We start from the raw sequence: 11,033 nt of genomic DNA on the forward strand, positions 1-11,033 counted from the left end.
ATTACTTTTTGCTAACTTTTTTTGTTTTTTTAGCGGCTGGTTTTGCTTTTGCTGTTTTTGTAGAAGGTTTTTTTTTCTCTGAAGCTTTTGCTGCAGGTTTCTTTTTTGTTTCTTTTTTTGGTTCGTGATCATGTGAATGATCATGGTCATGATCGTGATCGTGTTTATGAGCTTCTTTTAAGATTTTTTCCGCCTCATCTTTTGAAATTTCTTTTTTATTTGGTTTACCTTTTTCCTTTATTAGATTTAAAATTTTCTCCTCATAAACTGTCCCTCTTAGACTGGCTAAAGCAGATGGATTTTTTTGATAAAAATCCATAACCATTTTCTCTTGTCCTGGCATCATTCTTAGTTGTTTTTGAACTTCAGCTTGAATTTCTTGTTCACTAACTTTGATTTGATTTTTTTCACCAAATTCATTTAAGATTAATCCAGTCTTAATTCTTGTTTTTGCTTTTTCTTCAAAAGATTTTTTATTTTTTTTAGCCTCCTCTTCAGACATACCTTGTGAAAGAATTTTAACTTCTTCTTCAATTAAGTTTTCAGGAACTTCTTCAACTTTAATTTTTTCAATTTCTTTTAAAATTTGATTTTTTGAAAGTTGATCTAAAGAGTTTTTATATTCATCATTTATTTGTTTTAAAATTAAAGCTTTAAGATCTTTCAAATCTTTAGCTCCTAAATTTTTTGCAAAATCATCATCTATTTTAACCTCTTGTGGTTGTTTGACTGATAAAATTTTACAATTAAATTTAGCTTTTTTATTAACTAATTCTTTTTCAGGGTAATTCTCTGGGAGTGTTGCTTCAACAACTTTCTCATCATCTTTTTTAACACCAATTAGTTGCTTATCGAAACCTTTCAAAAATAAATCTTTACCTAATGTAAGCTGAGTATTTTTTCCTTCACTTCCTTTAAATTCTTTTCCATCAATTGTTGCTTTGTAATCTAATGCAACTAGATCACCTTCTTTTGCTTTTGTATCAGGCGCACCTTCCTTGAAATTTGGTTGGCTCTTGGCAATTTCTTTTATTCTTTTGTCTGTCTCACTATCATCAATTTTTACAGTGTATTCATCAAATTTAATGTTTTCTAATGATTTAATCTCTACTTTAGGTAATTCTGTAACTGACAAGACATATTCCAATTCTTTATCTTCACCATATGTCTTTAGATCTAATTTTGGCTGGCCTGCGGGTTTAATTTTGTTTTCTTCTAACGCTTTTGTAGATGTATCTTTTAAAACTTTGTCTAATACTTCACCAAATACAGCTTTACCAAATTGTCTTTTTAAAATTTCTTTTGGTACTTTTCCTGGTCGAAAACCTTTTAAATTTACTGTTCCTTTAATCTCTTCATATTTTTCATCCATATAAGAGTTCATAGTCTCTTTATCGATAAAAATTTTTAGATCTTTATTTAAACCTTTTTTATTTTCTACAGTAACTTTCATAATCATTTAATGGTAGGGCGAAAAGGACTCGAACCTTCACCGATTGCTCGACTGGTTCCTAAGACCAGCGCGTCTACCAATTCCGCCATCGCCCCAGTTAAATTAGGTGCTTTATATATTATTGAACTCATTTGTCCAATCCGAATAATAGTGTAAAAGGATATAAAAATATAAATAATATGATTATTTCGCCTTGTATCAGTATTTGCAAAACAGATCCCTCAACAGGTTATTGTTATGGATGTGGAAGAAATAATGATGAAAAAAAACTGTGGAAACTAGAAGAAACTACAGATGAATGGAAACAAAATAATTTAGAAAGTATCAGAAAAAGATTAACTGGTTGGCAATTAGATAGTTTTAACGAGTCTTACGAGCATAAAATAAATAACGGAATATCTCTATTCAAAAAAAATCTTAAAAATGAGTAAATCAACAATTGTAGTTATAATTTATATTATAGGACTAATCTTTGGTGCTTTAGTTCTGGATATGTGGAGCGCTGAGACTAGCCCAAAAGCGTTACTGGGTATTGGGTGGACAGCACTTTTTTTAATTGGATTATTTTTTGCTGAAAAAAATGAAAAAAAATAAATTATTTTTTTTTTCTCTCATTTTATTTTCTTTCTCATTTATAAATCATTCATTCTCAGAAATTATAATTTTAAGTAAATGTGATCATAAAGAAGATAAATATTTAAAAAATGAATACATATTTAATCTTAATGAATTAATTATGACTAGAAATTATGTTTATGCAGAAAAAACTTATCAAAAATATAGAATTACTGATTTAAGTGTAAAAAAATCAAACTCCTATGTAAGAAATATTTACGAAGAGGATGGTAAAATTTTTACTTTAAAACATGGTTATCCTCAATTTTATACTCAAATATTAATTGAAAAGAACAAGCCTGAGATTTTTATTAAAAGTGTTATGAACGATATCGAAGGGATTTCAAAAATTTCTACATGTAAAAAAATAGAAAAATTTGCAAACCAAAGTTAGGTTTTCTTTTTTTTATTTTCCTTAAGTTTATCTAAATTTTTTTTTTTAAAATCAAATCTACTATTTGAAATATTAGATCTATGTTTAGCGAATGCTTGCTTTTGTGCTTGTCGCATAGCTCTTTTTGAAGACATAAATTCTAATTTAATATTCTATTTCTAAAGTATCAATTACTTTTAAATTTTTATCTGAAATAACAATCTCACCTGATGATGGTGCGTAGTTTAAAAGCTCAGATATTACCACGTAATGTGTTACAAAAATTATATTTTGTTTTTGATCCCACGTGTTTAAGAATTTATTAAAATCAATAACTTGTTGTTTTCTATTTTTAGAAAATTTTGCACTAAAAAATGAATTCAAAAAATTTTTTGTTTCATAATTTTTAAAGGCTATTTCTGCAGTTTCTTTGCATCTGCACCATTCACTAGAGTAAATTTTGTTTATTAAAATATCATTTCGTTTAAAAAAATTTCCAATTTTTTTTGATTGTACTCTTCCCTCGTCATTTAAGTTTCTTTGGGTTTCACAATTATTGACATCAAAATTAGAAGGATCTCCTCCTCCCGGTGCATAAGCATGACGAATAAATATTAATTTACCACCTTTTTGAAGCTCACCAATCATAGCTTCATTTGAATCTGCTTTAATTGGAGAACTTAAAAATATAAATATAATCAAAAAATATTTTAAAATTTTCATAGATGAATAATAAATTAAAACAACTTAATAAGAAAATTATTAAATGTAGAAAATGTCCTAGATTAATTAATTTTATTAAAAAAATATCTACTGTAAAACGAAAACAAAATATTAACGAAACTTATTGGGGTAAACCAGTTCCTGGATTTGGTAAGATAAATTCGAAATTATTAATTTTAGGTTTAGCGCCAGCTGCACATGGGGGAACCAGAACGGGAAGACCTTTCACTGGAGACAAATCAAGCGACTTCTTGTTTTCTTGTTTAAAAAAAGCAAATATTTCTAATCTACCTTATTCAGAAAATTTAAATGATGGATTGGAATTAAAATCAACTTTTATAACCAATATACTGAAATGTGTTCCTCCTGGTGACAAACCAACAAATGAAGAATTATCAAATTGCTCAAATCATTTTCAAAATGAGATTGAAACTTTAAGCAAAATCCAAACAATTGTTGCTTTAGGTAAAGTTGCTTTTGATAATTGTATTAAATATTACAAAAGTAAGAATAAATTAAATGGAAAGTATACTTTTAAGCATGGGAAATGTTATGATTTATCAAATAAAATCAGATTGTACGCTTGTTATCATCCAAGTCCTAGAAATGTAAATACAAAATTAATATCTGAAAAAATGATAGTTAATTTTTTCAAAAAAATAAAAAGAGAAACAGTTATTTAGTTTTTTAAAATATAAGGCTCAAAGTTATTTAAAACTATCTCAGGAATTTTTATAGGTTTTCCGATTGTATTTACAAATACTAAATGTATTTTTGCATCCACAATTAATAAATCATCTCTGTAAATTGACTGATCCATTACAAAAGAGGTTTTTGATAAAGAGGAGATAAAAGATTTTATTGTTAAATTATCTTCTAAGTATGCTGATTTTTTATATTCAATATTGCATGACTTAACGATTATTAAAGAGTTAAACTCTTCTTTAATTTTTAAATTACTTAAACCAATAGTTAATAGGGCTTCTGTTCTTGCTCTTTCTAAGTATTTTAAATAATTTGCATAATAAACTACTCCTCCAGAGTCGGTATCTTCATAGTAAATTTTAACATTATGGCTAAAAGTTTTATGCATTGTTCATTAATATCAAATAATGAGAAATTTTTATACAAACTAAGATATAATAACTGCAATGAAAGTTTATATAATTTGGTTAATTGGAGTAATTTTATGGAACTTTGGTGTTCCTAATGCTACTCCAATAGAAGACGTAATTGTAGCAATCATACTGTCAATCCTGAGTATGGGGCTAAAAAAATATACTAAACTTTAATTAATTTGCTGAAAAATAAATGTTTTGAAAATAAGCCACAGATTTCATTTTAGAATTATCTGTATCCGCCATAACTGCTAAACCATCTAATTCGTCTAAATCTAAATCGTGGAATTTCTTAAAATCTTCTTTTACATTTGATTTAACTGTTACCCATTCATCTAAATTAGTTTTGGTTGTGGCCATAACATTGTCTATAGATTTTTTTGTGTATGGACTTGGCCAACTTTGTCCAACATCATTATTGCTTGAAAACACATAGTTAACTGCTCTGTTTGATAATGGTGTTGCACCTGTTTTTTTAACAGCAAAAACCCTCGCTGCAAAATCATGGCCTTTCTTTGTATCTTCTTTAATTCCAGATAAATCTTGCTCAATTTTCCATGTAATATTTATAAAAGGAGTCTTGTTTAGATCAATTTTAACTTCTTTGCCAAGACCAGATGCTGCATTGTCGGCAACAGCCTTAAGAAAATTTCCATTTTCATTTTTCCCAACAGTATATTTTGTCTCGTTCTTTGCTCCCCTTACTTTTCTGACAGTTAATTCTGAAAGTTCTGCTTCTGTAAACTCAAAAACTACAACTTCATTTGCAAAAACTGAGCTAATTGAAATCAAAAAAATTGAGATAAGTTTAAAAAATATTTTCATAATTTAAGTTCTTAATACATTATTTAGACAAGATTTAAACATGCAAAAATCAGAATTAATTTTTAATTAAATGATATGAAAACAATTTCAATTTTTTTACTTTTAATTTATTGGTCAATAATGATATCTGCACCAATTATGTCTAATGAACTCAAAATGGGTAGTTCTAGAGCTATAAAATTAAATTCTAATTCTAAGGTATCAGTATAATTTTAGGTGCAACACAGGTGCCATCATGAATTTGTTTAAAGGCATCACCACCATTTTTTAAATCCCTAAATTCAATCCAATCTAGAGAACCTATCTCTTTGTTAGCTAATATTGCTAAAGTTTGCTCAAAATCCTTATTGGTATAACAATAAGTTCCTATTACGGTCACCTCTTGAAGTGTCATTTTTCTAAAATTAAAGGTTCCAGCTGGCTGAGTTAAGCCTATGTGTATAATTGATCCACCTGGTTTCACTACTTCAATAGCTTGCTGTCTTGAAATTTCTAAACCTACTGTATCAAATACAATATCAAATTTATTAGTTTCTATTTCGTTATGGTCTGGTGCAACATATTTTGCATCTAAATATTTTGAGCACTCATTCAATCTCAATTTATTAGGATCAGAGAGAATTATATTTTCACTATTTTTAATTTTAGATAAAATTAAACCACATAATAATCCTATTGCACCACCACCTTGGATCAAAATTTTACATTCAGATAAAGGTTTTTTTAAAGATTGTTCACCAATTAATACTGCATGCAAAGAAACTGCAGTTGGCTCTGCTACTGGCGCTTCATTTTTATCTAATCCATCTGGGATTTCATAAATATTTGTGTCTGGTGTTGAGACAAATTCAGCAAAAACACCTTGTCTTTCAATTGGTTTGCTCATTCCTAATATAATTCTATGAGGGCAAAGATGTTCTCTAGCACTTGTACAGTATTCACATTTACCACAAGTTATTAGAGGATTTAAAACAACGTCTTTACCTTTAAATTTACCATTTTGAACTTCACCACTAACTTCATGGCCTAATATTAATGGAGGAATTCTTCTCTCATCATGTCCATGATACGCATGCATATCTGAACCACATATTCCTGAAGCATGGATTTTTAAAATACTTTCTCCCGAAACTTCAATTGGATTAGGTTCGTCTCTGTAAACTAATTCTTGTGTTCCAGTATATACTAAAGCTTTCATATTATTTTTTTGCCAACAAGTAATACGTTATCCAGGCTACAAATGCACCAATTAACCACGCATAAGACTGTAAAAACATTAAATTTGTGTTCCAAATTGTTGATGCTGAAAAAATAAAACCTAGAAATACTGAGTAAACACCTTTGATATGCCACCCTCTTGAATAATAGTAACTACTTTCTTTTTCTACTGAATACAAATCTTTGTTACTTAAGCTTTGTTTATTGATCAGATAATAGTCAGCAACTATTACTCCAAATAATGGACCAAAAAATGCACCAAATGTATCTATAAAAGATAAGATGCCTATTTGACTCAAAATTGTAAGCCAAAAAATAGCTACCAACAAACCGAGAAAAGAAATTATATAACTTGCACTCCTTAAAGATAATTTATTTGGAACAAAATTTATTAGTGAATATTGAGATGGAATATAATTGGCTACTAAATTCGTGGATGCTGAAGCAATTACGATAAAAAATAGTACCAATGTAGTTATTTGAATATTGTCATATTTGCCAATTATATCAGTGGGATTAGTAAAAATTCTGTCTATGTCTGAAAATTTTTGATTTAAAAGTGCATCTGATCCGGCAACAATAAATATAGAGAAAAAAGAGAAAATAATTAAATTAATAAGCAAACTTAAATTCCCTTTACCCAACTCTTTAGTATTTTTAACATTCCTAGAAATGTCCCCAAAACTAATTATTAATATTGAAAAATAAGCAAAGACAGTTCCTGCTACAGTTAAAAGTGGTAATAAATTATTAAGATCAAAAAAGTTTTTGGTATTAAAAATATTTACAAAGGCTTTTGATGTTAATTTGACATCACTTAAAAAAACAAGGAAGAAAAAAACAATAATTCCTACATAAACACTGATTGCTGAAAAATTTATTATTTTTTTATTATATTGAGCACCAATACTAAACAAAAATGTTTGAAAAATAATTACAATTAAAATTGATGACCAATCTATAATATTTAAACCAAAAAAATAAAAAATAAATATATCTTGTACTAACAATGACTCATCGATAGTGAAAAGTAATATTCTAATAAGATAAGTTAAAATTTTTGATAAAAAATAAGTTTGAATTCCAAATAAGAAAATTCCAACCAAACTTCTGATTAATCCAAAAAATTTCGCTCCATTAAATCCTAAAGAAGATCTCAACAAAACTACAAAAGGTAATCCAAATTTTTGTGAAGGTTTTCCAATAAAATTAGCAAATAAATAAACAAAAAATGAACCTAATAAAGTTCCTATTAAAACCACAAAGGTGTTTAGATTGTACATTATATAAAGTGAGGCAATTAGAGAAAAACCAATTACACTTTGTACATTAACTCCCCAGTAACAAAAAAGGTCTTTCCAATTCCAAGTTTTATAATTTGGATTTACTGAAACTAAATCCCAATTTGATAGGGAGTATTTAACTTTAGGTTGATTCACTAGAAATTATTTTAAACTAATAATTTCTACTGTCCATATAGGAGAGTTGGTAACCAAAGTGCAATTTTAGGAAATATTATAATTAAAACCAAACCAATTATTTGAAGCACCATAAATTGCATCATTCCATAATAAATATCTTTTAAATCCCATTCAGGCACCACCCCTTTTAAAAAATACGCAGACAATGCCACTGGTGGGGACAGCCAGGCGGTCTGGAGATTGACGGCAACTAATATTGCAAACCAAGTAAGATTAAAGCCAAGAGCTTCTATCAATGGTAAAATAATTGGCACAATAATCATTACGATTGGTACCCACTCTAAAGGCCAACCTAATAAAAATATTGCAACCATTACAATCGCTAATATTAAATATTTGTTCATGTCTAAACCTAACAAGAATTCAGTTAATAAAGTTGGAGTACCTAGTCTTGCAAAAACAGCACCAAAAAAGTTTGATGCAGCAACTAAAACCATTATTAATGCAGTTATCTCTAAAGTTTTAACAAGAGCTTCTTGAAGTTTTGAAAAAGTTAATTTTTTGTATGCTAAAGAAAGTAGTAAAGCTCCCATTGCACCACAACCAGCTGCTTCTGTTGGAGTTGCAAAACCAAAAAGTATACTTCCTAATGCTGCAAAAACTAACGCTGCTGGTGGAACTAAACCTAAGAAGAATTCAATCCAAACTTCTTTCATACTAGCAGCTCTCATCTCTTCAGGAATTACAGGTCCCAATTTAGGATTGATCATACATCTTATTGTTGTGTATCCAGCATATAAACTTGCTAGAAGAATTCCTGGAATTATAGCAGCCGCAAATAAATCAATAACTGGAATTTCCATAATTGGTCCCATAACAACAAGCATGATACTTGGAGGTATTAAAATCCCTAAAGTACCACCAGCTGTTATCGTTCCTGCAGCAAGTCTAACATCATAGCCAGATCTATTCATTGATTTTGCTGCCATGATACCGAGTATAGTTACTGAAGCACCAACAATCCCTGTTGCTGCAGCAAAAATAACTGAAACAAAAAGAACAGCGTAATATAAAGCTCCTCTAACTCTTGCTAGCATCATTTGAAATGATGAGAATAATCTTTCCATCAAACCTGCCTGCTCCATCATAATACCCATAAAGACAAAGAGCGGGACGGCGGCGAGGGTTTGTTCGGTCATGACCATCGAAAATTGGAGCGTCATTAAATAAAAGACCAATTTTCCAAACCCTAAATATCCAAATACAAAACCTAAAAATATAAGTGTAAATGAAATAGGAAATCCTACGAAGATTGCAAAAAGCATTACTCCAACCAGAATAAAACCTAAATATGCTGGATCTATAAATTCAGCTAACATTATTCATCTTCTCCTGGCCATTTTCCTCTAGTAGCAGCCCAATAACTTTTTAATAATTCTGAAATACCTTGGATTAATAAAAATACTATACCAACCAATAAACAAGTTTTAATTGGCCACATATAAGGCATCCATGTAGTATCCATTCCTCTTTCACCTCTTTGAATAGATTCACCTACATAACCAATTGTCATATAAAGAAAGACAATTAGTCCTGGGAAATAAAATAAAATATATAACCAAAAATCAATCGTCCCTTGGTTTTTTGTTTTGAAATTTCTGTATAAAAAATCTGCTCTTATATGAACACCTTTTGAAAGCGCATAACCTGCGCCTAACATGAATAGTGCACCGTATAAAAATCGACTTATGTCATAAGCCCATATTGTAGGTGCATGAAAAAGTTTTCTTGCTAAAACTTCATAAGTCATAGCAAAGATAAGTGGCATCAGTATCCAACAAACAACGTTACCTATCCATTTGCTAAATTTATCAATATTTACAATAGAACTTGCCATCCATGATGGCATGTCATTTGGCATCTTTCCTGAACCACCTCGCCTTTCGGCTATCATTTCATCTGATATATCTAGTTTAGTTGGTTCTTCAGCCATAAAAATTTTGTTAGAAAAATTAGAGCGGACAATTAAGTCCGCTCTAATTGAATTATAGATTAATTATTGGATTACTTTAATGTTGCTGCGTGAGCCATTCCTAGCTTCGCATTAGACATTTGAGCACCACTCCAGAAAGGAACTGCTATATCAGCAAATTCTTTCATAGAGTCCCATACTTCTGCAAAGAATGCATTGTTTGCAGCGTTTGTTTCCAAACTTTTCTTAGCTGCAGCCATGTATTCTGTGAAGTAATCAGAAGGTGTGTCCTCTAATTTAACTCCATGAACTTCAGTAAGCTCTCTTAAAGCTTTACCATTTTCATAGATTCTGTAACTTAAAGATTTAGCTAATGATGCATTAGCTGCAACTTCAAGAGACTTCTTCTCATGATCGCTCATAGCGTTATAAGTTTTTCCAGTTATATAAAAGTCAGCATTTACGACTACTTGGTGTAAACCTTGTAGGTAATAGTGCTTTAATACTTTTTGGAAACCAAACGTTAAGTCTGGTTTTGGACAACACCATTCAGCAGCATCAATTGTTCCTGCTTCTAAAGCTGGTAGAATATCTCCACCACCCATAGCTACAGATGCGATACCGATGTCTTTATATGTTTGTCCTGGAATTCCTGGAGGAGTTCTGAACTTATATTTTCTAAAGTCAGCCATATCTTTAATTGGTTTTGGAAACCAACCTAAAGCTTCTGGTCCAACTGGTTGAATCATAAATCCTTTGATGTCTCTTCCCATTTCTTTCCATAGTCTGTCGTATAACTCTTTTCCACCGCCATACTGGAACCATGATAAGAATGCAATGTTGTCAATACCAACACCACCACCAGCTACTGGAGAACCGAATAGCATAGCTGCAGGATGGTCACCTGACCAATAGTGAGTCCATGCGAAACCACAATCGATTAGGCCTTTGTCAACTGCATCTAAAGTTTCTTTTACACCAACAACAGCTCCAGCTGGCATAATTTCAAACTTAAGAGATCCACCAGTTAACGCTGTTACTGTGTCAGTAAAATCCTTTAACATCTTAACTTCATCAGCTTTTGTGTTAAGAACTGTCTGACATTTTAGTGTTTTTGCAGCATTAGCGTTTGAAATGAATCCAAACACCATTGCAACTGCAAATAACATTGAAATGATTTTTTTCATTTGTTTCCCTCTCTTTATTTTTAAAGTCGAAACTGTGTCAAAGAATGAAAACTAAAACAAGTGTTAATATTGGTATATTTTAAAATTTTTAACAGATTTGTTAGAAATATAATTTTTTTAATTTATAA

16 protein-coding genes and 1 tRNA gene are annotated in these 11,033 nt (G+C 29.9%); 6 read left to right on the forward strand and 11 right to left on the reverse strand.

The window, feature by feature from the left end:
* Nucleotide 1 precedes the first annotated feature (1 nt).
* Both tig and ACTTBM_RS04670 read right to left on the reverse strand, forming a co-directional pair.
* Nucleotides 2-1,453, reverse strand: coding sequence for a trigger factor (gene tig / locus ACTTBM_RS04665; RefSeq protein WP_440634918.1), 1,452 nt, complete (start codon nt 1,451-1,453; stop codon nt 2-4).
* A gap of 10 nt (nt 1,454-1,463) precedes the next feature.
* Nucleotides 1,464-1,548: transfer RNA gene (locus tag ACTTBM_RS04670), tRNA-Leu, on the reverse strand.
* Nucleotides 1,549-1,632: 84 nt separating this feature from the next.
* Here ACTTBM_RS04670 and ACTTBM_RS04675 point away from each other — a divergent pair.
* The 3 genes from ACTTBM_RS04675 to ACTTBM_RS04685 are packed head-to-tail and all read left to right on the forward strand — an operon-like array spanning nt 1,633 to nt 2,462.
* The gene (locus tag ACTTBM_RS04675; protein ID WP_075506630.1) at nt 1,633-1,884 is read left to right on the forward strand and encodes a DUF1289 domain-containing protein; all 252 of its coding nucleotides are present in this window, start codon (nt 1,633-1,635) and stop codon (nt 1,882-1,884) included.
* Nucleotides 1,877-2,047 (forward strand): hypothetical protein, encoded by a 171-nt coding sequence (locus ACTTBM_RS04680; RefSeq protein WP_179850442.1) that lies wholly within the window; start codon nt 1,877-1,879, stop codon nt 2,045-2,047. Before ACTTBM_RS04675 ends, ACTTBM_RS04680 begins: the two co-directional genes overlap by 8 nt.
* Entirely contained in the window at nt 2,034-2,462 is a 429-nt protein-coding gene (locus ACTTBM_RS04685) for a hypothetical protein (protein WP_075506629.1), read from the forward strand. The genes ACTTBM_RS04680 and ACTTBM_RS04685 overlap by 14 nt, the downstream gene beginning before the upstream one ends.
* Here ACTTBM_RS04685 and ACTTBM_RS04690 read toward each other — a convergent pair.
* Both ACTTBM_RS04690 and ACTTBM_RS04695 read right to left on the reverse strand, forming a co-directional pair.
* Nucleotides 2,459-2,596 (reverse strand): hypothetical protein, encoded by a 138-nt coding sequence (locus ACTTBM_RS04690; RefSeq protein ID WP_179850441.1) that lies wholly within the window; start codon nt 2,594-2,596, stop codon nt 2,459-2,461. The two genes, ACTTBM_RS04685 and ACTTBM_RS04690, sit on opposite strands and share 4 nt — an antisense overlap.
* Nucleotides 2,597-2,606: 10 nt before the next feature.
* On the reverse strand, nt 2,607-3,164 hold the full coding sequence (locus tag ACTTBM_RS04695; protein ID WP_440634919.1) for a histidine phosphatase family protein: 558 nt from the start codon (nt 3,162-3,164) through the stop codon (nt 2,607-2,609).
* A 2-nt stretch (nt 3,165-3,166) separates the two neighbouring features.
* On the opposite strand from ACTTBM_RS04695, the gene ACTTBM_RS04700 reads away from it, so the two are divergent.
* Nucleotides 3,167-3,847: a uracil-DNA glycosylase gene (locus tag ACTTBM_RS04700; RefSeq protein WP_440634920.1), complete on the forward strand. Its 681-nt coding sequence runs from the start codon at nt 3,167-3,169 to the stop codon at nt 3,845-3,847.
* Here ACTTBM_RS04700 and ACTTBM_RS04705 read toward each other — a convergent pair.
* The gene (locus ACTTBM_RS04705; RefSeq protein WP_440634921.1) at nt 3,844-4,257 is read right to left on the reverse strand and encodes a YbgC/FadM family acyl-CoA thioesterase; all 414 of its coding nucleotides are present in this window, start codon (nt 4,255-4,257) and stop codon (nt 3,844-3,846) included. The two genes, ACTTBM_RS04700 and ACTTBM_RS04705, sit on opposite strands and share 4 nt — an antisense overlap.
* A gap of 58 nt (nt 4,258-4,315) precedes the next feature.
* On the opposite strand from ACTTBM_RS04705, the gene ACTTBM_RS04710 reads away from it, so the two are divergent.
* Nucleotides 4,316-4,456, forward strand: coding sequence for a hypothetical protein (locus ACTTBM_RS04710; RefSeq protein ID WP_440618523.1), 141 nt, complete (start codon nt 4,316-4,318; stop codon nt 4,454-4,456).
* On the opposite strand, the gene ACTTBM_RS04715 is transcribed toward ACTTBM_RS04710, so the two are convergent.
* Nucleotides 4,457-5,107 (reverse strand): DUF3047 domain-containing protein, encoded by a 651-nt coding sequence (locus ACTTBM_RS04715; protein WP_440634922.1) that lies wholly within the window; start codon nt 5,105-5,107, stop codon nt 4,457-4,459.
* Between the two features lie 75 nt (nt 5,108-5,182).
* Between ACTTBM_RS04715 and ACTTBM_RS04720 the strand changes: the two genes are divergently transcribed.
* Nucleotides 5,183-5,317 carry a hypothetical protein gene (locus ACTTBM_RS04720; protein WP_262589322.1) on the forward strand — a complete coding sequence of 45 codons (135 nt, stop codon included), beginning with the start codon at nt 5,183-5,185 and terminating at the stop codon, nt 5,315-5,317.
* Here ACTTBM_RS04720 and ACTTBM_RS04725 read toward each other — a convergent pair.
* From ACTTBM_RS04725 to ACTTBM_RS04745, 5 genes are all read right to left on the reverse strand, one after another.
* Nucleotides 5,301-6,305: an alcohol dehydrogenase catalytic domain-containing protein gene (locus tag ACTTBM_RS04725; RefSeq protein WP_440634923.1), complete on the reverse strand. Its 1,005-nt coding sequence runs from the start codon at nt 6,303-6,305 to the stop codon at nt 5,301-5,303. The two genes, ACTTBM_RS04720 and ACTTBM_RS04725, sit on opposite strands and share 17 nt — an antisense overlap.
* A gap of 1 nt (nt 6,306) precedes the next feature.
* Nucleotides 6,307-7,764: a cytosine permease gene (locus ACTTBM_RS04730; protein ID WP_440634924.1), complete on the reverse strand. Its 1,458-nt coding sequence runs from the start codon at nt 7,762-7,764 to the stop codon at nt 6,307-6,309.
* A 26-nt stretch (nt 7,765-7,790) separates the two neighbouring features.
* The gene (locus ACTTBM_RS04735) at nt 7,791-9,125 is read right to left on the reverse strand and encodes a TRAP transporter large permease (RefSeq protein WP_440634050.1); all 1,335 of its coding nucleotides are present in this window, start codon (nt 9,123-9,125) and stop codon (nt 7,791-7,793) included.
* Nucleotides 9,125-9,739, reverse strand: coding sequence for a TRAP transporter small permease subunit (locus ACTTBM_RS04740; protein WP_440614476.1), 615 nt, complete (start codon nt 9,737-9,739; stop codon nt 9,125-9,127). The genes ACTTBM_RS04735 and ACTTBM_RS04740 overlap by 1 nt, the downstream gene beginning before the upstream one ends.
* A gap of 71 nt (nt 9,740-9,810) precedes the next feature.
* Nucleotides 9,811-10,905: a TRAP transporter substrate-binding protein gene (locus tag ACTTBM_RS04745; RefSeq protein ID WP_262589327.1), complete on the reverse strand. Its 1,095-nt coding sequence runs from the start codon at nt 10,903-10,905 to the stop codon at nt 9,811-9,813.
* Nucleotides 10,906-11,033 lie beyond the last annotated feature (128 nt).

Origin of the sequence: Candidatus Pelagibacter sp. HIMB1746 (assembly GCF_052047555.1) — a bacterium.
Taxonomy (GTDB): domain Bacteria; phylum Pseudomonadota; class Alphaproteobacteria; order Pelagibacterales; family Pelagibacteraceae; genus Pelagibacter.

What these genes read in the sequence shown, in the direction of transcription:
- ACTTBM_RS04695 (WP_440634919.1), bottom strand. Translation starts at nt 3,164, where the DNA reads ATGAAAATTTTAAAATATTTTTTGATTATATTTATATTTTTAAGTTCT.
- ACTTBM_RS04725 (WP_440634923.1), bottom strand. Translation starts at nt 6,305, where the DNA reads ATGAAAGCTTTAGTATATACTGGAACACAAGAATTAGTTTACAGAGAC.
- ACTTBM_RS04675 (WP_075506630.1), top strand. Translation starts at nt 1,633, where the DNA reads ATGATTATTTCGCCTTGTATCAGTATTTGCAAAACAGATCCCTCAACA.
- ACTTBM_RS04680 (WP_179850442.1), top strand. Translation starts at nt 1,877, where the DNA reads ATGAGTAAATCAACAATTGTAGTTATAATTTATATTATAGGACTAATC.
- ACTTBM_RS04705 (WP_440634921.1), bottom strand. Translation starts at nt 4,257, where the DNA reads ATGCATAAAACTTTTAGCCATAATGTTAAAATTTACTATGAAGATACC.
- tig (WP_440634918.1), bottom strand. Translation starts at nt 1,453, where the DNA reads ATGAAAGTTACTGTAGAAAATAAAAAAGGTTTAAATAAAGATCTAAAA.
- ACTTBM_RS04700 (WP_440634920.1), top strand. Translation starts at nt 3,167, where the DNA reads ATGAATAATAAATTAAAACAACTTAATAAGAAAATTATTAAATGTAGA.
- ACTTBM_RS04690 (WP_179850441.1), bottom strand. Translation starts at nt 2,596, where the DNA reads ATGTCTTCAAAAAGAGCTATGCGACAAGCACAAAAGCAAGCATTCGCT.
- ACTTBM_RS04685 (WP_075506629.1), top strand. Translation starts at nt 2,034, where the DNA reads ATGAAAAAAAATAAATTATTTTTTTTTTCTCTCATTTTATTTTCTTTC.
- ACTTBM_RS04735 (WP_440634050.1), bottom strand. Translation starts at nt 9,125, where the DNA reads ATGTTAGCTGAATTTATAGATCCAGCATATTTAGGTTTTATTCTGGTT.
- ACTTBM_RS04745 (WP_262589327.1), bottom strand. Translation starts at nt 10,905, where the DNA reads ATGAAAAAAATCATTTCAATGTTATTTGCAGTTGCAATGGTGTTTGGA.
- ACTTBM_RS04715 (WP_440634922.1), bottom strand. Translation starts at nt 5,107, where the DNA reads ATGAAAATATTTTTTAAACTTATCTCAATTTTTTTGATTTCAATTAGC.
- ACTTBM_RS04740 (WP_440614476.1), bottom strand. Translation starts at nt 9,739, where the DNA reads ATGGCTGAAGAACCAACTAAACTAGATATATCAGATGAAATGATAGCC.
- ACTTBM_RS04710 (WP_440618523.1), top strand. Translation starts at nt 4,316, where the DNA reads ATGAAAGTTTATATAATTTGGTTAATTGGAGTAATTTTATGGAACTTT.
- ACTTBM_RS04720 (WP_262589322.1), top strand. Translation starts at nt 5,183, where the DNA reads ATGAAAACAATTTCAATTTTTTTACTTTTAATTTATTGGTCAATAATG.